Source organism: Rossellomorea sp. ABR4_004 (assembly GCF_056159585.1).
The window spans coordinates 194,922-218,044 of record NZ_JBSWVM010000002.1; the positions used below are offsets into that span (position 1 = coordinate 194,922).

The 23,123-nt window shown below is 43.9% G+C and carries 26 protein-coding genes; 14 read left to right on the top strand and 12 right to left on the bottom strand.

What is annotated here, in order from left to right; genetic code table 11:
• Window positions 1-2: 2 nt before the first annotated feature.
• Window positions 3-869: a MurR/RpiR family transcriptional regulator gene (locus ACXAF2_RS13845; RefSeq protein ID WP_475139456.1), complete on the bottom strand. Its 867-nt coding sequence runs from the start codon at window positions 867-869 to the stop codon at window positions 3-5.
• A gap of 160 nt (window positions 870-1,029) precedes the next feature.
• Between ACXAF2_RS13845 and ACXAF2_RS13850 the strand changes: the two genes are divergently transcribed.
• From ACXAF2_RS13850 to ACXAF2_RS13880, 7 genes are all read left to right on the top strand, one after another.
• A complete protein-coding gene (locus ACXAF2_RS13850; protein ID WP_475139458.1) occupies window positions 1,030-1,362 on the top strand; it encodes a PTS lactose/cellobiose transporter subunit IIA in 333 nt (110 codons plus the stop codon).
• Window positions 1,363-1,380: 18 nt separating this feature from the next.
• Window positions 1,381-2,469: a DUF871 domain-containing protein gene (locus ACXAF2_RS13855; RefSeq protein ID WP_475139460.1), complete on the top strand. Its 1,089-nt coding sequence runs from the start codon at window positions 1,381-1,383 to the stop codon at window positions 2,467-2,469.
• A 17-nt stretch (window positions 2,470-2,486) separates the two neighbouring features.
• Window positions 2,487-3,401, top strand: a complete 915-nt coding sequence (locus tag ACXAF2_RS13860) for an ROK family protein (protein ID WP_475139462.1) — start codon at window positions 2,487-2,489, stop codon at window positions 3,399-3,401.
• Complete coding sequence (anmK, locus tag ACXAF2_RS13865; RefSeq protein ID WP_475139463.1) at window positions 3,394-4,554, top strand: anhydro-N-acetylmuramic acid kinase AnmK; 1,161 nt, start codon at window positions 3,394-3,396, stop codon at window positions 4,552-4,554. Before ACXAF2_RS13860 ends, anmK begins: the two co-directional genes overlap by 8 nt.
• A 19-nt stretch (window positions 4,555-4,573) precedes the next feature.
• Window positions 4,574-5,473, top strand: coding sequence for an N-acetylmuramic acid 6-phosphate etherase (murQ, locus tag ACXAF2_RS13870; RefSeq protein ID WP_475139465.1), 900 nt, complete (start codon window positions 4,574-4,576; stop codon window positions 5,471-5,473).
• Between the two features lie 99 nt (window positions 5,474-5,572).
• The gene (gene glcD / locus ACXAF2_RS13875) at window positions 5,573-6,985 is read left to right on the top strand and encodes a glycolate oxidase subunit GlcD (RefSeq protein WP_475139467.1); all 1,413 of its coding nucleotides are present in this window, start codon (window positions 5,573-5,575) and stop codon (window positions 6,983-6,985) included.
• Window positions 6,982-8,301: a (Fe-S)-binding protein gene (locus tag ACXAF2_RS13880; protein WP_475139468.1), complete on the top strand. Its 1,320-nt coding sequence runs from the start codon at window positions 6,982-6,984 to the stop codon at window positions 8,299-8,301. The genes glcD and ACXAF2_RS13880 overlap by 4 nt, the downstream gene beginning before the upstream one ends.
• Window positions 8,302-8,390: 89 nt before the next feature.
• On the opposite strand, the gene ACXAF2_RS13885 is transcribed toward ACXAF2_RS13880, so the two are convergent.
• From ACXAF2_RS13885 to bioD, 3 genes are all read right to left on the bottom strand, one after another.
• A complete protein-coding gene (locus tag ACXAF2_RS13885) occupies window positions 8,391-8,549 on the bottom strand; it encodes a hypothetical protein (RefSeq protein WP_475139470.1) in 159 nt (52 codons plus the stop codon).
• Window positions 8,550-8,880: 331 nt separating this feature from the next.
• Window positions 8,881-10,200 carry an adenosylmethionine--8-amino-7-oxononanoate transaminase gene (gene bioA / locus ACXAF2_RS13890; RefSeq protein WP_475140399.1) on the bottom strand — a complete coding sequence of 440 codons (1,320 nt, stop codon included), beginning with the start codon at window positions 10,198-10,200 and terminating at the stop codon, window positions 8,881-8,883.
• 16 nt (window positions 10,201-10,216) lie between these two features.
• Window positions 10,217-10,942 (bottom strand): dethiobiotin synthase, encoded by a 726-nt coding sequence (gene bioD, locus ACXAF2_RS13895; protein WP_475139471.1) that lies wholly within the window; start codon window positions 10,940-10,942, stop codon window positions 10,217-10,219.
• Window positions 10,943-11,037: 95 nt separating this feature from the next.
• Here bioD and ACXAF2_RS13900 point away from each other — a divergent pair, with 95 nt between their 5' ends.
• Window positions 11,038-11,235, top strand: a complete 198-nt coding sequence (locus ACXAF2_RS13900) for a hypothetical protein (RefSeq protein ID WP_475139472.1) — start codon at window positions 11,038-11,040, stop codon at window positions 11,233-11,235.
• Between the two features lie 23 nt (window positions 11,236-11,258).
• On the opposite strand, the gene ACXAF2_RS13905 is transcribed toward ACXAF2_RS13900, so the two are convergent.
• The 3 genes from ACXAF2_RS13905 to ACXAF2_RS13915 form a co-directional block, all read right to left on the bottom strand.
• Window positions 11,259-12,176, bottom strand: a complete 918-nt coding sequence (locus ACXAF2_RS13905) for a ketopantoate reductase family protein (protein WP_475139474.1) — start codon at window positions 12,174-12,176, stop codon at window positions 11,259-11,261.
• A gap of 127 nt (window positions 12,177-12,303) precedes the next feature.
• A complete protein-coding gene (locus tag ACXAF2_RS13910; protein WP_475139476.1) occupies window positions 12,304-12,912 on the bottom strand; it encodes a methyltransferase in 609 nt (202 codons plus the stop codon).
• A gap of 43 nt (window positions 12,913-12,955) precedes the next feature.
• Entirely contained in the window at window positions 12,956-13,513 is a 558-nt protein-coding gene (locus ACXAF2_RS13915) for a GNAT family N-acetyltransferase (protein ID WP_475139478.1), read from the bottom strand.
• A 230-nt stretch (window positions 13,514-13,743) separates the two neighbouring features.
• Here ACXAF2_RS13915 and ACXAF2_RS13920 point away from each other — a divergent pair, with 230 nt between their 5' ends.
• Complete coding sequence (locus tag ACXAF2_RS13920; RefSeq protein WP_475139479.1) at window positions 13,744-14,703, top strand: sodium:calcium antiporter; 960 nt, start codon at window positions 13,744-13,746, stop codon at window positions 14,701-14,703.
• Between the two features lie 29 nt (window positions 14,704-14,732).
• Here ACXAF2_RS13920 and ACXAF2_RS13925 read toward each other — a convergent pair whose 3' ends face one another.
• Entirely contained in the window at window positions 14,733-15,023 is a 291-nt protein-coding gene (locus ACXAF2_RS13925; RefSeq protein WP_475139480.1) for a hypothetical protein, read from the bottom strand.
• A 179-nt stretch (window positions 15,024-15,202) separates the two neighbouring features.
• On the opposite strand from ACXAF2_RS13925, the gene ACXAF2_RS13930 reads away from it, so the two are divergent.
• Entirely contained in the window at window positions 15,203-15,877 is a 675-nt protein-coding gene (locus ACXAF2_RS13930) for an NAD(P)H-dependent oxidoreductase (protein ID WP_475139481.1), read from the top strand.
• Window positions 15,878-15,926: 49 nt separating this feature from the next.
• On the opposite strand, the gene ACXAF2_RS13935 is transcribed toward ACXAF2_RS13930, so the two are convergent.
• The 4 genes from ACXAF2_RS13935 to ACXAF2_RS13950 all read right to left on the bottom strand — a co-directional run bounded on the left by ACXAF2_RS13935 (window position 15,927) and on the right by ACXAF2_RS13950 (window position 19,118).
• Window positions 15,927-16,985, bottom strand: a complete 1,059-nt coding sequence (locus ACXAF2_RS13935; RefSeq protein WP_475139483.1) for a C45 family autoproteolytic acyltransferase/hydolase — start codon at window positions 16,983-16,985, stop codon at window positions 15,927-15,929.
• Between the two features lie 78 nt (window positions 16,986-17,063).
• Window positions 17,064-17,582, bottom strand: coding sequence for a hypothetical protein (locus ACXAF2_RS13940; RefSeq protein WP_475139484.1), 519 nt, complete (start codon window positions 17,580-17,582; stop codon window positions 17,064-17,066).
• Window positions 17,583-17,831: 249 nt separating this feature from the next.
• Window positions 17,832-18,431: an ATP-dependent Clp endopeptidase proteolytic subunit ClpP gene (clpP, locus tag ACXAF2_RS13945; RefSeq protein ID WP_475139485.1), complete on the bottom strand. Its 600-nt coding sequence runs from the start codon at window positions 18,429-18,431 to the stop codon at window positions 17,832-17,834.
• Window positions 18,432-18,434: 3 nt separating this feature from the next.
• A complete protein-coding gene (locus tag ACXAF2_RS13950) occupies window positions 18,435-19,118 on the bottom strand; it encodes a sigma-70 family RNA polymerase sigma factor (protein WP_475139487.1) in 684 nt (227 codons plus the stop codon).
• Between the two features lie 184 nt (window positions 19,119-19,302).
• Between ACXAF2_RS13950 and ACXAF2_RS13955 the strand changes: the two genes are divergently transcribed.
• From ACXAF2_RS13955 to ACXAF2_RS13970, 4 genes are all read left to right on the top strand, one after another.
• Window positions 19,303-19,971, top strand: coding sequence for a response regulator transcription factor (locus tag ACXAF2_RS13955; RefSeq protein WP_475139489.1), 669 nt, complete (start codon window positions 19,303-19,305; stop codon window positions 19,969-19,971).
• 1 nt (window position 19,972) lies between these two features.
• Window positions 19,973-21,343 (top strand): sensor histidine kinase, encoded by a 1,371-nt coding sequence (locus ACXAF2_RS13960; RefSeq protein ID WP_475139491.1) that lies wholly within the window; start codon window positions 19,973-19,975, stop codon window positions 21,341-21,343.
• A gap of 72 nt (window positions 21,344-21,415) precedes the next feature.
• Entirely contained in the window at window positions 21,416-22,453 is a 1,038-nt protein-coding gene (locus tag ACXAF2_RS13965) for an ABC transporter permease (RefSeq protein WP_475139493.1), read from the top strand.
• 1 nt (window position 22,454) lies between these two features.
• A complete protein-coding gene (locus ACXAF2_RS13970) occupies window positions 22,455-23,108 on the top strand; it encodes an ABC transporter ATP-binding protein (RefSeq protein WP_475139495.1) in 654 nt (217 codons plus the stop codon).
• The last annotated feature ends 15 nt before the right edge of the window (window positions 23,109-23,123 follow it).

The following is a 23,123-nucleotide window of genomic DNA, read 5'->3' on the forward strand; positions in this document are numbered from 1 at the left end:
TTCTACTCTTCCTCCTCTTTCATCCTTTGAACTACTTCATGTGTATGAATAATTTGCTCGTAAACGCCATGTCCTTTTTTCATGCATAAAGCGACGAATAATGCATCAATCACGACGAGTTGAGCAATTCTTGCCGTCATGGTCCCGATTCTGATATTGTGTTCTTCCTCTGAAATCGTCAAAACGATATCTGCGAGCTTTCTTGCCGGGGATTTCCCATGCTGTGTCAATAGAACGATTGTGGCCCCTTTTTCCTGAGCGACGTTCATCAGCTTCAAAATTTCCTTTGTCTGACCTGATGTTGAGACGACAAAGAGGACGTCTCTTTCGGTTAAGTTCGCGGCCATCATCATTTGCACATGGATATCACTTGCTTGAAATGCGAGATAGTTCAGTCGCAACAGCTTTTGCGTAAAGTCCTCCGCTACTACTGCAGAACCGCCTACTCCATACAGGTATACCCTTTCAGCTTTATGGAACGCGCTCACAGCCCGATCCAGTTCATCTATGGAAAAAAGCTTTTCCGTGTTCTTGATCGCTTGATAGGTGTTCACCAGTACTTTGTTGAATACGGTTTCTAGATTGTCTTCAAAGTGCAGGAGTGTGTTGATGTCATGACTCTTTGTTTCTTCACTATTCGTACTTTTGGCCAGTTCGATCTTCAGACCGCTGAAACTATTGATTCCGATTCGTTTGCAGAACCGGATGATGGCTGCCTCACTGCTGCCGCATGATTGTGAAAGTTGCTTAGTCGTCATTTCCATTACTTTCTCAGGAAACTCCAACACATATTGAGCAACCGCTATTTCAGACGGGGTGTAGCTCTCCATCTGACTTTTGATGTGTTTTAACACTTGAAATTCCGTCATAGTCACCTCCAAAAAAATGATTGTCTTGAAAAGGCTTTCAGTTTAATATGATTATATGCGATAATGAAATTAAATTTCAATATTATTTTAAAATATTTAAACTTTTATTTTACTATTCTAGTAGAAACCACTTCTAAACAGGAATGAGGAGGAATACGCAATGGCAGAGGTACGCAACGTAGAAATGGAGATTTTTGAAATTATATCAAACGGTGGGAATGCAAAAAGCACCGCATATGAGGCACTGGCAAAGGCACACGAAGGTAAGTTTGATGAAGCTGAAGAGATGCTGAAAACAGCCCATGCTGAACTGAACAAAGCTCACAAAACGCAAACGAGTCTCATTCAGGCTGAAATCAATGGGGAAAATTTCGAAAAATCACTTTTAATGATTCATGCCCAGGACCACTTGATGACCTCTATCAGTGAAATCTCATTGATTGAACAAATGATACCCTTGTTAAAAAGAATAGATAAACTTGAAAACAACTAATTTTAAGGAGGCATACCAATGAGTAAAAGACTGGGAGTTTCTATATACCCGAACCATTCCACAACTGAAAAGGATAAAGAATATCTTGCACTGGCTGCGTCTTACGGTTTTAAGCGTGTGTTCACCTGTTTACTATCAGTAGATGGTGACAAGGATGGAATCATCTCGAAATTTAAGGAAACGATTAAGTTTGCCCGTGAAAAAAATATGGAAGTCATTGCTGACATCAGTCCCCGTATTTTCAAAGAACTGAACATCTCGTATGATGATTTATCCTTTTTTGCCGATCTGGGGGCTCACGGTATCCGCCTTGATCTCGGGTATACCGGGCATGAAGAATCGATGATGTCATACAACCCTTATGATCTGAAAATTGAACTTAATATGAGTAATGCTACGAAGTACATCGATAACATTATGACATATCAGCCTAATAAGGACCAATTACTCGGATGTCATAACTTCTATCCGCACCGCTATTCCGGTTTATCTTATTCATTCTTCATAGATTGCAGTAAAAAGTTTAAAGACTTTGGGATGAGAACAGCTGCGTTTGTCTCTTCTTCCGATGCAACATTCGGTCCCTGGCCGGTCACGGAAGGATTGCCCACATTAGAAATGCATAGGAACCTGCCGATCGATGTTCAGGCGAAGCATCTTTTTGCCACAGGGTTGATTGATGATGTCATTATCAGTAACGCTTATGCATCAGAACGTGAAATGCAACTGCTTAGCGAACTGAACACATCGAAGCTGACCTTTACAGTCGAAACCCATGAAACGACAACAGACTTAGAAAAGACGATTATTTTTGAAGAGCCGCACTTCTATCGTGGTGACGTGTCTGATTATATGATCCGCTCGACTCAAAGCCGCGTGAAATATCGTGGAAGAGAATTTGCTCCCCATAATACGGCAGACATTAAACGAGGCGATATTGTGATTGAAAACGACCTATATGCCCAGTATGCAGGAGAACTCCAGATAGCGCTTCAAGATATGGAGAATTCAGGCAAAACCAATGTGGTGGGACGGATCCGCGAAGAAGAAATCTTCTTATTGGATTACCTGAAGCCTTGGGGTAAATTTGCCTTTCAAACCAAGTAAAGTGGAGGTTTCTATAGATGACTAGAGTAATAGGAATCGATGCAGGCGGGACGAAAATACAAGGACTCGTTCTTGACTTAGAGAAGAACATCCTGTTTCAAAGCTTATCCGGACACGGTAATCCCACGGTTTCCTTTGAAGAGGCATTAACCAATCTCTCATCCGTTATTCACCAATGCTTGGATCACACTTCTTCTGAAGAGGTGACTCATATTGTGATCGGGATGGCAGGTGCCGAGTCCGGTAATCTGGCTCATCGCATCAAGACGGAGTTACAAAGGATGACTTCCCTGCCTATTATCCTTTTGAATGATGCCACCCTCGCCTATTTCAGTTTAATCGGGAATCAGAACGGTGTGATGACCATTGCGGGAACGGGTTCGATTTGTTATGGACGAAACGGGAAACAGGAAGGAACAACCGGCGGCTGGGGACATCTTCTTGGTGACGAAGGCAGTGCTTATCATATTGCGATAGAAATATGTAAACAGATTTCCCTGGAGATGGATTCCGGGAAACCACTTTCCCCTCTCTCCCGTGACATATTAAATGAAATCGGTGCAAGTGATGGGAAGGGTTTAAAAGGGTTTATCTATTCTTCTGCCAAAGGTGAAATTGCAAAGCTTGCGAAAGTGGTTCACAAGCACGCTGAGAATGGTAATGAATCGGCCCTTATTTTATTTAAAAATGCCGGGGAGCAGCTGGCCCGACAGACGATTTCCTTATTGGAGAAACTACAGATCCGTACGAAACCGGTTATCGCCTTAAAAGGAAGTGTCCTTGAACATAATGTGGTGGTGCAATCCGTTTTTAAAGAAAGAATTTCAGAGCGTTTTCCAAACGCATCCTATATCGACGACTCAACATCCCCTGCCACCGGGGCAGTCGATGTGACAAAAGCCATCAGGGAAGGAAGGTTGTCTAATGAGTAAACGTTTAGCTGTCGGGTTAATGTCCGGTACGTCCGTGGATGGGGTGGATGCTGCCCTTGTTTCAATTGAAGGCAGCGGCACGGATACAAAAGTGGAGCTCGCCCATTATTCAACGGCTCCCTTCCCTCCAAAGGTAAAAAAGAAAATCTTTGAAGTGATGAGTGTATCAGAATCATCCACTCCCCTCCTTTCCAGCTTGCATTTTGAGCTTGGAGACGTTTATGCCGATGCAGTTTTGAAGGTATGTTCAGAGGCTGGCGTTTCAGTAGAAGAGTTAGACTTTATCGGATCTCACGGGCAAACGGTTTATCACCAGCCCTTTCATACGGAAGATTCGGTTCCTTCCACTCTCCAAATCGGTGAGCCGAGCGTGATTGCGTACCGTACAAACACTAGAGTCGTCTCCAATTTCCGCTCCATGGATATGGCGGCCGGCGGTGAAGGGGCACCCCTTGTACCTTATACGGAATTCCTTCTCTATCGAAAAGAAGACCAGGGAAGACTTCTTCAGAATATCGGGGGTATCGGGAATGTGACCGTACTTCCTAAAGATTGCGCTCTTCACGAAGTATTCGCGTTTGATACCGGTCCCGGAAATATGGTCATAGATGGATTATGCGAGCGACTATTCGGTCGATCTTTTGATGAGAATGGAGCGATTGCTGAGAGTGGAACGGTCCACACAGACGTCGCACAGAAATGGATGGAATGGGAGAAGGGTTTCTTCCTTAAAGAGCATCCAAAGTCAACGGGTCGTGAGCTGTTTGGAGAAGTATTCGTAAATCGGATCATTGACGAGTTTGGTGATCTTTCAAAAGAAGACCTTATTGCGACGGCAACCTACTTTACAGCTCTGACGATTGCGGATGCCTATGAGAATTTCGTTCTTCCTGAACATTCGATAAATGAAGTGATCATCAGCGGCGGAGGAAGCTATAATGGGACGCTTCTCCGTATGATGAGGGACCTTCTTCCAGAATTGAAAATTCTTATTCAAGAAGATATCGGTTATTCTTCCGATGCGAAAGAGGCGATTGCCTTTGCCCTATTGGCAAACGAAACGCTGCATGGTAATCCAAGCAACGTACCTGGAGCAACGGGGGCCAATAAGTCTGTTATATTAGGCACCATCACACCACGTCCCATATTTTGAAAGGCAGGTAACAATACAAATGGACCTTCATAAGATCCTGACGGAAACAAGAAATCCTAATACATTGAACATAGATACGATAAGCACGGAGAAGATTTTAGAAAAAATCAACGGAGAAGATCGAACCGTTGCATACGCCGTGGAAAAAACCATCCCAGTTGTTTCACGTGTGGTCGATTCCATCGTTGCAGGTTTAGAAAATGGCGGACGTCTTCTTTATGTAGGTGCAGGAACAAGCGGACGCCTGGGCATCCTTGACGCATCAGAGTGCCCGCCTACCTTTAGTACAGACCCCGGCCAAGTAATCGGGATCATCGCCGGTGGTGAAAGAGCCATCCAGTTTCCCCTCGAAGGCGCAGAGGATGATGAAGAAGGTGGCCGCAACGAAATCGCCATCCGTGAAGTCAGTGTACATGATGTCGTCGTTGGCATTGCCGCAAGCGGACGGACGCCTTATACGATCGGGGCCTTAAAGGAAGCAAAATCAAGAGGTGCTGTAACGGCGTCTGTTGTATGCTCACCTCAATCCCCGATGTGTGAAGTGGCCGATCACTCGATCGTCGCTGAAGTCGGTCCGGAAGTCGTCACAGGCTCGACGCGCATGAAAGCCGGAACAGCCCAAAAACTGATCCTGAATATGCTCACAACGGCATCCATGATCAAACTTGGCAAAGTATACAGTAACCTCATGGTCGACGTGATGCCTTCAAACGCTAAACTGAAAGTCAGAGCGCGCAACATCATCATGGAAGCAGCGGACGTCACCGAACAAGAAGCAACCAAAGCCCTTGAAACATACGGCAGCGTCAAACCAGCCATCCTATCGCTTCTGACTGGCCTCGAAGAAAAAGAAGTCTACAACCTTCTCACCCTTCACAAAGGCCACCTGCGCTCAGCCATCAAAGCCGCAATTAAATAACCTTTTAGGAGGGACGGACCTTGACCCATCGTCAGGTATCGTCTCTTTACTCTTTTTATACCAGATTTGAAAAACATGTTAAAAAAGGTGGAAATTAGTATGATCACTCCTGACATCAAAAAACGGTTCATCGAAATCGTCGGCGACGAAAATTACCGGGATACTCCTGCGGAAAAGCTTGTCTATTCCTATGACGCAACTCCTAATTACCAATCCATGCCTGACGGGGTCATCGTTCCCCGCTCGACAGAGGAAGTATCAGAAATTGTGAAAATCTGCAATGAGCATCGCATTCCCATCGTTCCAAGGGGGTCCGGTACGAATCTCTGCGCAGGCACCTGTCCTACTGAAGGCGGCCTTGTTCTCTTATTCACCCATATGAACAAGATTCTGGAGGTGGATGAAGAGAATCTTACCGTTACCGTCCAGCCTGGTGTTGTAACCCTGGATCTCATTCATACAGTTGAAGCAAAGGGGCTCTTCTATCCTCCTGATCCGAGTTCCATGAAAATATCAACGATCGGTGGGAACATCAATGAGAACTCCGGTGGTTTGAGAGGACTGAAATATGGCGTAACCCGCGATTATGTGCTGGCATTGGAAGCCGTCCTCCCCAATGGAGACATCATCCGTACCGGGGGGAAGCTTGCGAAAGATGTTGCTGGCTATGATTTGACCCGTCTTTTTGTGGGCTCGGAAGGAACGCTCTCTGTCATTACCGAAGCGACATTAAAGCTCGTTCCCATGCCTGAAACAAAGCAGACGATGCTCGCCCTTTATCAGGATATTGAAGCAGCTGCCCAAAGCGTTTCCAGTATCATCGCCAATCGCATCATTCCGACTACCCTTGAATTTTTAGATCAGCCTACATTGGAGGTGGTCGAGGATTTCGCCAAAATCGGCTTGCCGACCGATGTAAAAGCAGTGCTCTTGATCGAACAGGATGGTCCTCCGGAAGTGGTTGCCCGTGATATGAAACGAATGGAAGAAGTATGTTCACAGAACAACGCTGTATCCGTTCAATTAGCCAAAACAGAAATAGAAGCAGATGCCCTTCGTACCGCCCGCCGTTCTGCCTTATCGGCACTCGCCCGTCTCAAACCGACGACGATTTTAGAGGACGCGACGGTTCCCCGCTCTGAAATCGCCAAGATGGTGAAAGCGATCAATGATATTTCCGAGCGCTATGAGTTGAAGATTTGTACCTTTGGACATGCCGGGGATGGAAACCTTCACCCGACGGTTGCGACTGACGCCCGGGATCATGATGAAATGGAACGTGTCGAAGCGGCTTTTGAAGAAATCTTTGCTCATGCCATCGAATTAGGCGGCACCATCACCGGAGAACACGGCGTCGGCATGATGAAAGCCCCTTATCTCGAATGGAAACTGGGACCTGAAGGCATTACAGCCATGAAAATGATCAAGCAATCATTCGATCCGAACAACATTATGAATCCGAATAAAGTATTCGCGAAAGAATCAAGAAAACGTGTGGTGATTTCAAGATGACAACCCTTTTAGAAAAACAAAAGATACAGCAGGAATTCAAAGACCGCATGGATGAAGATGAACTTTTGAATTGTATGAGATGCGGTTTCTGTCTCCCTTCCTGCCCTACTTACATTGAGTCAGGATTTAAAGAATCCCACTCTCCCCGAGGTCGGATCGCCTTAATGAAGGCAGTGGTGGATGGTGTCATCGAACCCGACGAAGAAGTCGAACGAACATTGGATTTATGCTTAGGCTGCAGAGCCTGTGAACCCGTTTGTCCATCCGGTGTGAACTACGGACACCTTTTAGAAGAGGCACGTGATATCATCAATCAAAATAAAACACACTCGCTTCCTGTACGGGTTCTAAGAAAAACCGTTTTTGAAGGATTATTCCCGCACCCTGACAGAATGAGAATGGTGACAAACCTTCTTGGAATCTATCAACGCTCAGGACTGCAGAAGGTGGTACACACGACGGGTGTTATGAAACTATTTCCGGAAAGCATGGCAACAATGGAACGCGTGCTTCCACAAGTTCCCAAGATGAAAGCCATGAAGGAGCGCCCAACGTCTCTTTCCTCGATTGGTGACGTCCGTAAGAAAGTCGCTTTTTTTTCTGGCTGTTTAATGGATACGATGTTTCTGGAAACAAACAATGCCACTACGAAACTATTACAGCTGGCAGGCTGTGACATCGTGATTCCGAAAACGCAAACCTGTTGCGGAGCCTTGCATGGTCATAGCGGTGAAAAGGACTCGGCAAAGGATTTGGCAAAGCGAAACATTGCGGCTTTTGAAGAGTCGGGAGTCGATTACATCATCACCAATGCCGGGGGCTGCGGAGCCTTTCTCGTCGATTATGATCACTTACTGAAGGATGATCCTGAGTGGAATGAACGTGCGGTTCAATTTAAAAATAAAATCAAAGACATCTCGTCCATTCTTGTAGAATTAGAGTTTCATAAAAAGGAATTGAACGTTTCCTCTCAACGAATCACCTATCAGGATTCATGTCACTTGCGAAACGTGCAGCGTACATTTTTGGAACCAAGGCTCCTCCTTCAATCTGTGGAAGGTGCTGACTACATCGAGATGAAACAAGCCGATCACTGTTGTGGATCAGCCGGAATCTACAACATCGTTGAATCCGAAATGTCCATGAAGATCCTCGATCACAAAATGGACAACGTCGAACAAACCCAGGCAACCACCATCATCACATCAAACCCGGGCTGCCTCCTCCAAATGAAACTCGGCATCGAACGAGATGGCCTATCCAATAAAATGCGTGCAATCCACATCGTAGACTTTTTATTGGAAGCCATTCAGTGAGAGGGACGGACCTCTTCTTTTACTCTAATCCTATAAAATCAACGTTTTGGTTTTGGGTGGGGTGATTGGAGGTCCGTCCCTTCTATTTTTCATTTTTTGATATTAAAAAATGAAAAATAGACGAGGAAGGATAGGATGATACCATAGGCAGCTAATAGAGTGAGGGCATTAGTGGCGTTTGATGTAAGCCAGATAGATATGGCAGCGATGAGGACTATGGGTGCGCTCATCCAGATTGTTTTGTTCATTTTGGACCTCCTTTTGATACAAAGTGATGGATATTGATATATACGTTTTGGCGGAGGAATGGTTTCCTTATTTGTGGTTATTTTGGTGTGTACCTGGTACAATTCAGGGGTTTTGTACCTGGTACATTCTCGCTTTTTTGCACCCCTTACAAATCAAAATATTTCGACTGTTGAATTCCATCGATATTTCTCCTGTTAGTTTCCAGCGTTTTTTTCAACTATTAAACCACCACCATACCAAACAAAAAAGACGAACCCAACCAAGGTCCGTCCCTCTCTCTACTCTATCTAACGTTTTGATTAGCTGCGCCGGGTGGTTGAAGGTCCGTCCCTAAACCCCAACTGCTTCCTTCGTTGTGATTTCTATTGCTTCTTTCATAATCTGCACCATTTTCTTCAGCTCTTCTTCGGTTGTGGCGAGTGGTGGCATGAAGACGATGGTGTCTCCGATCGGCCGGGTCAGCATACCCAGTTCACGCATTTTAATGGTGGTCCGGTAGCCGACTCTGTCTTCCCATAGAAACGGTTTTTTACTGGCTTTATCCTGTACCAGCTCAATGCCGCATATCATGCCTAGCTGTCTAATGCTGCTTACATGGGGATGATCCTTTAATGGAGCCAACAGGGATTCAATGATTCTCACTTTCTCTTGAATTTTCCCGATCAGATTTTCTTTTTCATAGATCTCCAGATTCGCCAATGCCGCAGCACAACCAAGCTGGTTCCCTGTATAGGAATGGCCGTGGAAGAAGGTTTTCAATGATGTGTAATCATCATAGAACGCTTCATAGATTTCTTCGGTGGTAAGGGTGGCTGCAATCGGTAGGTACCCTCCGGTGATTCCTTTTGCCACTGTCATGATGTCCGGCTGGACTTGTTCATGCTCGACAGCGAACATTTTCCCTGTACGGCCGAAGCCTGTTGCCACTTCATCGACAATCAGGAGCACCTCATATTTACGGCAAAGCTTTTCGACCCCTTTAAAGTAGCCTTTTGGCATAATATTCATGCCTCCAGCACCCTGTATCAACGACTCCACTGTCATCCCGGCAATCTCATGGTGGCGCTCTTTCAATATCCCTTCCAGTTCCTCAAGTGCACGATCCCGAATCTTTTCCTCATCTCCTAAATCAGGATGATGAACCGCGTCCGGGAACGGAGCAACGAGTGATTCAAACATAAGAGATTTGTAGACTCTGTGAAAAATATCAACTTTCCCTACACTGATCGCACCAACCGTATCTCCGTGGTACGCATTTTGGAGAGTGATAAATTTCTGTTTTTCCGGCTTCCCTCTATTCTGCCAGTATTGATAGGCCATTTTAATGGCAATTTCAACAGAGGTTGCACCGCTGTCTGAATAAAAGACTCTCGCTAATCTCTCCGGAGAAAGTTCAACCAGCTTCTCGGCTAACAAAATGGATGGAACATTGGTGGCACCCAGTAAGGTAGAGTGAGCGATTTTATCGAGCTGATCCTTGATCGCTTGATTGATTTCCTCATTGCGATGTCCATGGACATTTAGCCAAAGGGAAGAATAGCCATCAAGATATTCGTTCCCGTAGATATCCCGAAGATAAACGCCTTCCCCGCTTTCAATCACCAACGGGTTCTCATCATAATCCTTCATCTGTGTAAACGGAAGCCACATATACTGACTGCTTTTTTCAATAAGCTGTTGTTGATTCACTCTGTATATCCTCCTCTGACTCTTCTAGTTTCCAATTCTTAAATAATTCACCTACATCGACTGTTGCAAAAGACTCCTGAGATAAGTTTGGCAGTACACCGATTACCTGTACGCCGGTTAATTTTTCAATCATTCGTTTGTTGTCCCGCTCGATCTCCGGCATTTCATCTATTGATGTCTGATTCAGGATGATGCCTGCGATTTCAATACTTCGCTGTTTCAAAGCCATCACAGACAGTACCGTATGATTAATGGTGCCAAGTCCAGCTCGCGCGACAAGAATGACAGGCAATGACACTCGTTCGATTAAATCAAGAATGGTTGCTTCTTCATTTAACGGGACAATCAGTCCTCCCGCTCCTTCAATCAGTAAAAGTTCGTGCATGCATTGTAACTTCTCCACTTGATCTAAAATTGGCTTCAATTCAATCGAAACACCGTCAATTGCAGCTGCCAGATGAGGAGAGCTTGGCGTTTTTAATAAATATGTATTCGCATCTTTTCCAAAAGAATGATTAGTGACCTCTTCGTAAAATTCAGTATCCGGTGCCACTAGTCTATCTTTTTTCAAGACAGCTCCACTTTGCACGGGCTTATAAGGGAATGCCTCAATGCCCTTTTCCAAGAAGTACTTTGTTAACAATCCAGTCGTTATCGTTTTTCCGATATCCGTATCTGTGCCAGTAATGAAAAACCCTTTCATCATTTCCCTCCTTTTTATGTTAACATTATTTAAATATTAGTTAACATTTATGATAATAACAATCATACCACAGTTTTAAGTAGGAGAAAATGGAAATGGGAAAAACGAGAGAAATGGTATTATGTGGTCTATTTGCTGCATTAATGGCTGTGGGCGCTCCTCTTTTAATAAGTAAGGTATACGAGAAATGGAAATGTGTTTGGGATGGGCATCTCCGTGATGTGGTATTCAGCTGCCCATCCCACCACCAATTCAACAGCTTGACCCATAAAAAAACATCCGACACCATTTAAAAGTATCGGATGTTTCTCATTCCTTACGTATTTGCACTTTCATATATTTTCAGATTTCCATAAATCAAACGCAACTCACGGGCTTCAATTCCCTGAGCTTCAGCAGCCTTCAATAAATAACCGTATAAATGCTCTGCCTCCACGGAAAGGTTTTTTTCCATATCCCGCTGTAAGGATGATTTCATACTATAGCCCATCTGATTGATTTTGTCATATTGAGCATCTTCTATTTTCTCAGCAAGTGGCGCTTTCAAGTTTCTCATAATCATAGCCGCTTCATAAAGGACTCCTTTGATCTTATCTGCCCCCTCCCCTATTTCCCGAATCGGTCCAATCGGTGCCCGGAATAAGGATGTTACACCTGAAAGTGTGGTGATAAATAAATACTTATGCCACATATCCTGTTCAATGGTGTCAGATAATCGAAAGTTTGCCTTCGTCCCTGAAAAGGCTTCTTCTAGCTTCACAATTCTATCCGTTCGCTCACCACTTCTTTCTCCAAAAACGAGATCATGAATGGGACTTGATTGAATGACCTTCCCTGTTTCGTCAAGCGTCGACTCCACAAAGCATAAACCGCCTATCACTCTTTCTTCCCCGAATGCTTCTATAAGATCGTCGACGTGAGACATTCCGTTTAATAGTGGAAGTATCATCGTATTTTCACCTACGAAGGAGTGAAGACTCTCGATTGCTCCCCTAAGATGATAGGCCTTGGTTGAGAGGATAATGGCGTCAAAGGGCTCTGCATTCTCTCCTGATCTCAGCGTTTTCGGCTCGCAGTGAAAATCACCATGTACACTTTCAATATGCAATCCATGCTCTTTCAGTTGCTGCTCTCTTCGCTCACGGACGAGAAACGTTACATCCTCGCCTTTCTCTATCAATCTACCACCGAAGTAGCCACCAACGGCACCTGCACCAACAACTAGTATTCTCATTCCAATCGCCTCCTTTTACTTTTCACATGCCATGTTACTATTCTCCGATATGAAAGCGCATAAATCAAAAATAGTGGCTTTACAGAAAAATAAGGTGCCTCCCAAAGTTAGTCAGGAGACACCCCATTCAATACATCAAACCGTACACCAAGAATCGCTCATACTCATTCTTTTCATAATCCCCTGACAAATTCACCTCTTTCCGCAAAACGAAAAGGGGGTGATCTTCTAAATAATGCACATACTCATCCGAGCTATAATACAACACGATCTCGATATCACGTGGTGATTGTTCCACTGAAAAGAGGATGTTATTGATGATCCTCATGAAAATTTGAACAGAGAACGGATTGAAAAAGTAAAATCGGTTATCCTTGGGATGGATCGTATACTCTTCTGCCAGGCAGTGATAAAAGTAGATATCATTACGTTTGGCTTTCGCCTTTTTTAAATAGCTTTCCCGATTCGCCACGGCTTCTTCATAAAACTCCTCATTCATTTCGATGCCAACAACGGTGGATTGAAATAGGTGGTGAATGAAGAAATTCAATCGTCCTTTTCCACAACCGAAATCGACCACACGATCGCTGCCAGTCAATCTATAATGTCGGAATAATTCATCCAGTGCCTGATAGGGAGTCGGCTCGTACCGATGATAATGAAATGACCGGTGAAACCCCATCTGCAATTCACTCGTACGAACCCCTAACAATTCATCATAATACTCTTCCTTCATACATACTCCTTTTTGAAGGTCCGTCCCTCTTGGACCTCAAAGTTTAGTAGAGGTAACCAAGCATGTCCAGTTGGCCGCTTGACCATTTTTTGGTACCTATTGGTTTGATCATGAGTTCGTTTATGGTTTCTGTGCCGATGCCCCGGGTGGTCTGGTTTTGGTCGTTGATCTTCATCCACGTGCATAGGTTGGACACCGATTGGAAGCCATTTTTTTCATATAAGGATGGATCATCTGCAAATAAGAGAAGGAAATCGATATTTCGGCCATCACAGAACCTTTCTAATTCGAAGAGAAGCTGCGATCCGATTCCAAGGGAGCGACTCCCCTTTGAAACGCACAAATCGATTATCCCCAATACATTTATAGGCTCACCTTCCAATTTCATGACTCGGTAATCCACCCCGACATGCCCCACTAAACGTTGATCTTCGTTATGGACGAGATACCTGAAATGAGGAATCTGTTTAAAGTAAATTCTATCATCAGGATAGTCATCTCCAAAACATTCATTTAATAATTCTTGTATTTCAGCTTCCATTTTTCCTTTGATATCATAATCGACTATTTGTTTCACTTGATATTCCCTTTCCACTTTCACACGTTCGCCTCCTCATAAAATAATATAAGCACTTGTGTTGACAAACCTTCAAAATCCTAATACATTAATAGTAACAAGGGGAGTAGCGACCGGTAAACGGCTGATGAATCGTCATCCCGGTATGAAAATACCTGGTTCATCAGGCTTTAGCTCATTCTTCAGCACGCAAGACCTTGGTACAAAATTTGTGCCGGGGTCTTTTTTGTGTGCGCTGGCTTGGAGGGGATTATATGGTTTACATTGTTTTTTTACTCGCTGCAGCCCTCGTAGTTGCAGCCGCTATTTACCTGAATCAGTTCGGAGATGTCATCAGTAAGAAGTCTTCATTAAGTGGGGCTGTCGTAGGGACATTCCTCATTGCAGGGGCAACGTCACTCCCTGAATTAACAACGAGTTTAACGGCGGTTTATATCGATAACCCTGATATTGCCGTAGGGAACATGCTCGGTAGTAATGTGTTCAATCTCTTTATCCTGGCAGTGGTCGATCTGATTTATCGTAAAAGAAGATTGTTTCAAAAGGTGAACAGGAAAGCAAATATTCCTTCTGCCCTATTTGGATTCCTGTTTCTCACGATCATTATTTTCGCCCTTTTTATGCCGGGTTCCATTGAATTTCTTGGTGTTGGGATTGAGATGTTCATCATCATGACCCTGTACTTCGTTGCGGTGAAATTCGTTTCCAGCGATGATACTGAAGGAGAATCCGTACCTACAAAGGATTATTCCCTGAAAACAGCCGTCATCGGTTTTATCATTGCTGCACTGGTCGTATTTGCATCAGGGAGTGTGTTATCGATTGCAGGTGACCAATTGGCAAAGGCAACGGGCATGAATGCAAGCTTTGTCGGGAGCTTCCTCATCGCTGCTTCGACTTCCCTGCCTGAACTCGTGACGGTCCTTGCTGCTTTTAAACTGGCAAACTACAATATGGCGATCGGCTCAATTCTCGGAAGCAACCTGTTTAACATACAATTGCTCGTCCTGACCGATGCCCTTTACAGAAAAGGTGCCATACTTGAAGCAGTCGACACGTCACATATCTTTATCGCAGGACTGGGATTATTGATGACACTCGTCATCGTATACTTGCTTTTGCGGCCTGCCAATGTTCTGAATAAGTGGAGATATATGGCTCCATCCTTTATTATAACCATTTTGTATATTGTCGTATCGTATGTTTTATTCTAGACATTCAAAAGGCGTGCCTCGGCACGCCTTCACTCTTTTTCAGGCTTTAAAATCGTTCGTTGCAACGGCACACCGCCCATTGGTACATTCCTCTCGATAAATAAGTAGGATTGTCCATCCACCACAAATTTTCGATTCCCTTTATATTGAACGTCCCTTCCCTGATCTTCAAGCTCTCTTTTGATTGCCTCTATATATTCTTTTTCCTTAATATATCGTTCTTCAAAATCGATTTGGATATGTCCTTTTCGGTAGCCCATAAGCCTATTAAATAAAACGAATAGACCAATGCCTGCAATTATTATCCAGACAAATTCCATCACTCTCTTCTCCTCTCCCTGCAAAACTATTGCCTTATATACGCACCAGACGGGCCTTATGTTTCAATTTTCCCACAATTGGGATCAAAACAATGTTATTCAGGCACATCACATGATTCCCCTCTTCACTTATGATAAATTAAACATGATTGAATCAATGGATAAGGAGTGAATATTTAATGGCTGGTAAAGAACAAGTAAAGCAAGACATTTTAGATGCTTACCATTTCAGACATGCAACAAAGGAATTCGACCCAAACAAGAAAGTATCCGATGAGGATTTCCGATTCATTATGGAAACAGGTCGTCTGTCGCCAAGCTCATTTGGCTTCGAGCCTTGGAGATTCGTCGTGATTCAAAATCCTGAACTTAGGGAAAAAATTAAAAATACAGCTTGGGGTGCATACGGAAAACTGCCTGAAGCCAGTCATTTCGTCGTGATCCTGGCCAGAACAAAAAAAGATACGAAATACGATTCACAATACTTACAGGATCATTTTAAAAACGTGAAAAACCTGCCTGAAGATCATATGGCAAAATACTTAGAAAAAATCGAGCAGTTTCAAAAGGTTGATTTCGATTTATTGGAAGGTGAACGTCCCCTATACGATTGGGCCGGTAAGCAAACCTATTTAGCTCTTGGAAACATGATGACAGCAGCCGCTCAAATCGGTGTCGACTCGTGTCCGATCGAAGGCTTTGACATCAAAAAGATGAATAAGCTATTAGATGAGGAAGGGTTATTGGAAGATGGCCGATTCAGCATTTCCGTCATGGTGGCGTTCGGTTACCGAGTGAAGGAGCCGGCACCGAAAACGCGTCGATCATACGAAGATATCGTGAAGTACGTTTAATTTTAAAAATGCCCCAGGTTAAAGAACCGGGGGCATTTCTTAAGGGCTTCTAATGTTTAAACCAATCGGCTCCTTCATCCATATGCACAAACGGAATGTCTGTATCCACCTCACCTGTGATCTTTTCAAGGACAACATCTTTTCCTTCAAGCCACTTGCCAAAATCAAAGACAACCGGTTCACGATCTCCACCCAGGGCAAACCATGCTTTCCTTTCTTTCGGAAAATAAGCCGATGTATGGATGGTGCCAGCCCAGCTTCCGTATAAATCTGAGAAAATGCCATTATGCGTGTCGTTCATTAAGCGAAAGGCGCATAGAGCATCTGAAGACTCATTTTCTTGAAGGATTTTTAATCTTCGTTTCGAATCCACTAAATGATTTCTATTTTCATGCTTCATCACTTCAAAATGATTCGTGCACGCATTTGACTGCCGAACCTCCACGCCACGAGGGGACGTTTCAACAATAAACGTTTCACCGCTTTTGTCATATACCACATAACTAAACGAGTGCCGGTGAGGAATTTCTTTTAACATCTCAACGGCTTCCGAAACATCTCCACATACCTCCAGTATCAATCGCCCGATCATACAGCAAATAAAGCCATCCCCTGGATTTTTCCGATGCATAAAGTTATATCCAATCGCCAACCCTTTTTCATTCATGCCATCCATCCGTCCTGTTACCCGCTGACTGGGACCGATGATACTATATCCACCATCTGTCGGTTGAAAAAACGTATACCTTCCCTCGTACGTCTTCGGATGGTAATCGTAATTTCGGATCAAATAATCTTCACCTGTCATAATTGAGCAGCCTGATTTTGTGTATTCAACACGATATCCGCCAAACTCTTTCAGCACTCTTTCCATCGGCCAGCCGAGCGCCTCTTGTAATCCAAGAAGTTCATCCCAGATGCCGGGGGCAAATCTTTTGATCGCTCCCTTCGTTTCCTCTATGCAGACGGAGAAGCGCGGCTTTCGTACCTTCCACTGATTCTCACGGTTTTTCACCGTAATCGAATCCTTTATCCTTTCCCCCTGCATATAACCAAAATCGTAATGCGATCCACGGAACTGAATCACATCGCTATGTATTGTTTTCATGATTGAACCTCTTTTTATCAGAATGTATTCTATAAGAATAATAGAAAGGATGGGAAAAAGAAAGTAATCGGAATCCTCCTACATACGTCTATCAACAGGTTGAAAAACCACCATCACAAAGCATATGACAAAAGCCATCCCCGATACCAATAGCCCAAGAAAAAAACCGACGGAGGTCATAACCCCGTCCTCACCTGGATACTGAGGTACATACGTGACCCATTGATACAGGATGAACAAAAAAAGAAGCAAATAAAAACTGCTCCCCACCATACCGACCTTCAGGCGCTCACCTTTCTCCCACACTTTCGCACTTATAAGTGAACTCCACACCAGAATGCTCACCACAACGGCGGCCACCATGATAACAAGGTGAAGGAATGGAATCATCATCAGGGCAATACCATACAATAACAGTCCTGTTGTGCCGAATAAGACCAGATTCGTCCCAAATAATAAACATCCGACTTTCCAAGGATTTTGAAACCACGCATACTTATTTAGTTTATGAATCCACTTAAACGAATAGTTTTTCTCACTCGGCTTTCTCATGAAAATAAAAATCCCAATAATCCCAAATACCATAACCAATGTCAACGGCTGTTCCTCCCTTCACAGTTGATAATGAAATCTTCATTTACGAGCATGACATGGTTTATTTTACCATACCCTCTTGATAATATAGGGTATGGTGAGGAATGCACCAGTTACAAATTCAACGTCCTGTTCATGCTTCACCCGCCCCCCTTCATTCAGCTGCTGAATTTCCCTCAAATATCAGCAGCTGAATGACATACCTCCCATAAACACAAAAAGGAACGGTCACAATAACCGCTCCATCTTCCATCATTTCTTCTCAATAATCTCATCAATAATCCCATATTCCTTCGCCTCATACGCACTCATGAAATAATCACGATCGGTATCCAGCGCAACTTTTTCAACGGGCTGTCCGGTTTTTTCAGCAATGATTTCGTTGATATGCTGTCTTAGCTTCAGAATCCGTTTCGCTGAAATCTCCAGATCTGTCGCCTGCCCCCGGGCACCACCTAATGGCTGATGTATCATGATTTCACTGTTTGGTAAGGCAAAGCGCTTCCCTTTTGTTCCTGCGAGCAGGAGCATTGCGCCAAAGGAAGCTGCCATTCCGGTGCAGATCGTTCGAACATCGGGACTTATATAGTTCATCGTATCAAAGATGGCGAACCCTGCTGAAGTGGAGCCACCCGGGCTATTGATATATAAGGAAATGTCTTTTTCAGGATCGTCTGCAGCAAGGAATAACAATTGTGCCACAATGCTGTTGGCCATCTGGTCATTCACTTCATCACTCACCATGATGATCCGGTCTTTTAACAATCGTGAGTAAATATCGTAGGACCGTTCCCCTTTGCTTGACTGTTCGATGACATAAGGTATGGTATTCATCCATTCTTCCTCCTTCATTCGTTATGCAGCTAATGAGAGGACGCTTGAAGGAGATTCAGACGTTCGTACAAATCGTCCTTGGGCAGGTGCATGTGCAAGCAAGATTGGAATGTATGCCAAGAGAAGACTTGGATCCTGTGCCATTAGGCTGCGGAATAATATCGCGTTCAACTCTTCCTGAAGAGTTTCATTCCAGTAGGTTTGAACCCCGCTCCCGTCTCCATCATCGGAAAATTTTTTCAGCTTTTCCCTCGATCGATTCAGCAAGGCTTTCACAGCGGTTTCCGTCATCCCCAGAACTTCTGCCACTTCAGAAATCTTGTATTGAAACGCTTCTTTTAGAACAAATGTGACTAACTGTTTGGGGGTCATCTTTCTTGAAAGCTTTTCAATGGTTTCAAGACTGATCCCCTCTTTCGTTTCTTCTGCCTTCACTTCCGGGATTTCGCCAATCGATTCCTTACTCTGTTTGCGGACTTTATCCACCCATAGATGATAAGCGATTTTATTAAGTAAAGATGACCTCCACTGTTGAGCAGGGTAATGACTCAATGCTTTACAGATGGACTCTTGAGCCAAGTCCTCACCGTCCCATTTGCTCTTCGTCAAAAAATAGCAGTATCGATAGAGTTTTGGAACAAGCCCTTCCATGACTTCATCGTTTGGCTGTCCTTCATTCTTTATTAAGCCTGACCTCGTTTGCATCGTCCTCACTCCTTTGAATCCTCTCATACTTATAACGGATGTATTGGTGAAAAAGATATGGGTGAAAGTATTTTTTATCTCTATTATATCCAACAGTACTGAAATGGGTCATAAATTGGTTTATGCAGCGTGAGTTGTGCTAAAGTTGATTCATAAAAACTGGTGAAGGAAAAGAGGATTAGTGATGATTTCAATACTTGTCGTGGATGACGACCTCCATTTACGTAAGCTTATCCGTGTTCATTTAGAGCAGAATGGCTATTTGGTTACTGAAGCACAAGACGGGGACTGTGCTTCTGTCATTCTTGAAGCACAGTCAATCGATCTCGCGATTGTCGATTTGATGATGCCGAATAAGGATGGGTTTCAATTGGCGAAGGAAATTCGGGAAAACCACGATATCCCGATTATTATTTTGACCGCCAAGGACAGTCTTACGGATAAAGCAAAAGGCTATGAAGCCGGAACCGATGATTATATGGTAAAGCCCTTTGAAAAGGAAGAGCTGCTCTTTCGTGTACAAGCGATTCTCAGGAGATTTCACCGTGCCGCTCCCCAGAAAATACGTCTAAATGAAATGATCCTTGATAAACGATCGTACGAAGTGAAGGACGGAACGAAAACAATCATTCTTCCTCTTAAGGAATTTGAGTTATTATATTATTTAGCGAATTTCCCTAACAGAACCTTTTCACGCGAAGAGATCATTCAACATGTATGGGGAATGGATTTTGAAGGGGATGACCGAACGATTGACGTTCATATTAAAAGGCTGCGTGAACGTTTCCGTCATTCCGATGATTTCTTGATTACTACTGTTCGTGGAATCGGCTACAAATTAGAGGTGACTTAAAATGCGCTCGCTGTATGTCCGGATTGTTGTCGTCACCCTTCTTATCATGATGACGAGCAGTGTCATTGCTTTCATCGGTTCGAACCTTTACTATCAGCATATTTTAAAGCCTGCCAATGATGAAAAAAATACTGAAATCGCGAAAGACATCGTTGATCTTTATAGTGCAGCTTCAATGGATGCTTCTGCTTTTTTTCAGAAAACGGCGAAGCTCAGCTATCAATTTTATGTAACAGATGGCAAAGCTCCCGGATCATTCTATGGAGAGGACTTTCGTGATCGAAGCCTTTCTCCAGAAGTTGTAGAAAGTGTTGTGAACGGATCCACTTACCATGGAATTGCGAATTATCCCTCTACCACATTTGTGACTGGATTCTTTTCCAATGAATTAACCAATAGCATTGGTGTTCCCATTGAAATAGACGGAAAAAACCATGCCCTATTCATGAGACCCAATGTGAAACAACAATTTAATGAAATTCATATTCTTTTATCCGTCCTGCTTCTATTCACAATACTACTCAGCATGCTGATCGTGTTCTTCAGTACCCGCTATCTTGTGAAACCGATTCGTGAATTGACGAATGCCACGAAGAAAATCGCTGGTGGGGAGTATTCGATTCAATTAAATGAAAGTCGCAACGACGAAATCGGCACCCTTGCCCGTTCCTTTACATCCATGAGCCGACAGCTGATGCAGGTGGAGAATATGCGACAGGAGTTCGTTTCGAATGTATCTCATGAAATCCAAACGCCCCTATCTTCCATGAAGGGCTATGCCAATCTGCTTCTCTCCCCTTCCTTGTCAGAAGAGGATCGGGAACACTATTTAAAGGTAATTGAATCAGAAAGTACCCGGTTGTCGAAGCTGAGTAAGCAGCTGCTGACCCTGGCTTCTCTCGATAAGGATACTGGACTGATTCAACATGAACCCATTAACCTGACTCAATTGCTTCAAAGTCTCATAAAACAAACACGATGGCTGTGGGAAAGAAAAGACCTCGCTGTGTCCATCGATGCCGATGATGTGACCTATAACGGGCACGAAGAGCTACTTTATCAGGCATTTGAAAACCTGTTGGCAAATAGTATCAAATACACTCCACCAGGTGGCGAAATCAACCTTTTCCTTCACAAACATCACAGGGGAATCAGGTTGATTATTCAAGACACCGGAATCGGAATTCCTCCTGAACACCAGGGAAAAATATTCGACCGTTTCTACAAAGCCGATTCCTCACGGAGTAAAGAAAAGGATAGCAGCGGCCTTGGCCTTTCCATTGTCAAAAAGATCATTACCCTGCACCAAGGGGACATCCATGTTGAAAGCAGAGCCAATAAAGGATCCACCTTTACGGTGACTCTTCCTTAATCCTATGTTCATCTTCCGTTCATACTTCTCTTTTATCATAAAGGGGAAGTAATGAAAGGGAAGGTGATTTTTTTGTTTCTAGCATGGAAAGAAATGCGTTATGCGAAGGTAAAGTTTTTATTAATTATCGGCATCATCACATTAATCACAAGCCTGGTCCTATCAATCTCAGGACTCGCCAATGGATTATCGGTGGATAACGCTTCGGCTATAAAGAATATGCCTGCTGATACCTTTTTTGTGGAAGCGGGCGACACGCATCAGCTTGAACGATCACAGTTAACAAAACAAGACATTTCTTCTATAAAAGGGGGGTCCCCTCTTGGTCTGAAAATGGTAGAGATCAATCATGAAGGCAGCGCTGTGAATGTAAGCCTATTTGCCACTGACCCCGATAGTACTTTTATGCCAACGACAGCAGATCACCAGAAGCTTGCTCCCTATGAAGTCTTGGCTGATCCGGGCTTGAAGGAGGAAGGGGTGGAAATTGGGGATTCATTCACCTACGACGACAAAAAGTGGATGGTCAAGGGGTTTACTGAAAAGCGATTCAGCTACGGGCACACGCCGGCCATTTTTACTTCTTTAGAAACATGGGAGGATCTTTTTGGAGATTCCCTCACATACCAAGCCATTCTATTTACGAATGAAGGTACGATAGACACGCCTTCAAAAATGGATATCGCCTCTAAAGAAGACATTCTATCCAATGTGCCTGGCTATTCTGCAGAACAAGGATCACTGAATATGATGGTGATCTTTCTGCTCATCATATCAGCGATTGTCCTAGCCACTTTCTTTTATGTCATGACCTTGCAAAAGCTTCACCAATACGGTGTTCTAAAAGCGATCGGGACGAAAGCGGGCATTCTTCTCCGTGCACTATTTGCGCAAATTTCCACTCTTACCATCGCTGGCATCGTTGCAGGGAATCTCGTTACCTTTGGACTTACACTAGTGATTCCCGCAGGCATACCTTTTGAATTACCGGTCACCATGATTCTATTCAACAGTGCATTAATTCTTCTGATGGCGTGGATCGGTTCCCTTTTATCCTTTAGAAGCATTGTGACTGTGGATCCATTACAAGCAATCGGGAGTGTGAAATAAGATGACAGCCATTTTAGAGTTACATGATGTGAGCAAAACATATGAACAGGGAAATGAGAAACTGACGGTATTGGACCATGTATCCATGAGGGTAAATCCAGGTGAGTTCGGTGCCATACTAGGACCTTCCGGATCGGGGAAAAGTACGCTTCTCTCCATCATAGGAGCCTTAACCAGTCCATCCAGTGGTGAAGTGAAAATGAACGGGCGAAACGTCCACAATCTAAACGAGAAAGAACAAACATCCCTCCGCCTCAAAGAAATCGGCTTTATCTTTCAGCAATCAAATCTTGTACCTTTTTTAACGGTGGAAGAGCAATTAGTGTTTGTTGGCAAGCTGAACAAACAGGGGGACATACTTCGGAAACGTGCAGGGGAATTATTGGCTCATCTCGGATTGGATGAACGCAGTTCCCATTATCCTGAACAGCTGTCAGGTGGGGAACAGCAGCGGGTTGCCATCGCCCGTGCCCTCATGAATGAACCCCGATTGATCCTTGCAGATGAACCTACTGCAAGCCTGGATCAAGCTCGCGGTAAATCCGTGGTGGAACTTCTCGCCATGGAAACGAAGGAAAGAAATATCGCCACCATCATGGTGACTCACGATGAAACGATGATTGCTCATTGTGATTGGGTGTATCGGATGACGTAAGAAGTAAGTGCCTGG

Bases quoted from the DNA above. Each gene is read 5' to 3' on its own strand.
- ACXAF2_RS13960 (WP_475139491.1), top strand. From the start codon at position 19,973: ATGCGCTCGCTGTATGTCCGGATTGTTGTCGTCACCCTTCTTATCATG.
- ACXAF2_RS13885 (WP_475139470.1), bottom strand. From the start codon at position 8,549: ATGAACAAAACAATCTGGATGAGCGCACCCATAGTCCTCATCGCTGCC.
- ACXAF2_RS13970 (WP_475139495.1), top strand. From the start codon at position 22,455: ATGACAGCCATTTTAGAGTTACATGATGTGAGCAAAACATATGAACAG.
- ACXAF2_RS13950 (WP_475139487.1), bottom strand. From the start codon at position 19,118: ATGCAAACGAGGTCAGGCTTAATAAAGAATGAAGGACAGCCAAACGAT.
- bioD (WP_475139471.1), bottom strand. From the start codon at position 10,942: ATGAAAGGGTTTTTCATTACTGGCACAGATACGGATATCGGAAAAACG.
- ACXAF2_RS13925 (WP_475139480.1), bottom strand. From the start codon at position 15,023: ATGGAATTTGTCTGGATAATAATTGCAGGCATTGGTCTATTCGTTTTA.
- clpP (WP_475139485.1), bottom strand. From the start codon at position 18,431: ATGAAGGAGGAAGAATGGATGAATACCATACCTTATGTCATCGAACAG.
- ACXAF2_RS13930 (WP_475139481.1), top strand. From the start codon at position 15,203: ATGGCTGGTAAAGAACAAGTAAAGCAAGACATTTTAGATGCTTACCAT.
- ACXAF2_RS13860 (WP_475139462.1), top strand. From the start codon at position 2,487: ATGACTAGAGTAATAGGAATCGATGCAGGCGGGACGAAAATACAAGGA.
- ACXAF2_RS13880 (WP_475139468.1), top strand. From the start codon at position 6,982: ATGACAACCCTTTTAGAAAAACAAAAGATACAGCAGGAATTCAAAGAC.
- ACXAF2_RS13955 (WP_475139489.1), top strand. From the start codon at position 19,303: ATGATTTCAATACTTGTCGTGGATGACGACCTCCATTTACGTAAGCTT.
- bioA (WP_475140399.1), bottom strand. From the start codon at position 10,200: ATGTGGCTTCCGTTTACACAGATGAAGGATTATGATGAGAACCCGTTG.
- ACXAF2_RS13845 (WP_475139456.1), bottom strand. From the start codon at position 869: ATGACGGAATTTCAAGTGTTAAAACACATCAAAAGTCAGATGGAGAGC.
- ACXAF2_RS13910 (WP_475139476.1), bottom strand. From the start codon at position 12,912: ATGAAGGAAGAGTATTATGATGAATTGTTAGGGGTTCGTACGAGTGAA.
- ACXAF2_RS13855 (WP_475139460.1), top strand. From the start codon at position 1,381: ATGAGTAAAAGACTGGGAGTTTCTATATACCCGAACCATTCCACAACT.
- glcD (WP_475139467.1), top strand. From the start codon at position 5,573: ATGATCACTCCTGACATCAAAAAACGGTTCATCGAAATCGTCGGCGAC.
- ACXAF2_RS13900 (WP_475139472.1), top strand. From the start codon at position 11,038: ATGGGAAAAACGAGAGAAATGGTATTATGTGGTCTATTTGCTGCATTA.
- murQ (WP_475139465.1), top strand. From the start codon at position 4,574: ATGGACCTTCATAAGATCCTGACGGAAACAAGAAATCCTAATACATTG.
- ACXAF2_RS13905 (WP_475139474.1), bottom strand. From the start codon at position 12,176: ATGAGAATACTAGTTGTTGGTGCAGGTGCCGTTGGTGGCTACTTCGGT.
- ACXAF2_RS13920 (WP_475139479.1), top strand. From the start codon at position 13,744: ATGGTTTACATTGTTTTTTTACTCGCTGCAGCCCTCGTAGTTGCAGCC.
- anmK (WP_475139463.1), top strand. From the start codon at position 3,394: ATGAGTAAACGTTTAGCTGTCGGGTTAATGTCCGGTACGTCCGTGGAT.
- ACXAF2_RS13850 (WP_475139458.1), top strand. From the start codon at position 1,030: ATGGCAGAGGTACGCAACGTAGAAATGGAGATTTTTGAAATTATATCA.
- ACXAF2_RS13935 (WP_475139483.1), bottom strand. From the start codon at position 16,985: ATGAAAACAATACATAGCGATGTGATTCAGTTCCGTGGATCGCATTAC.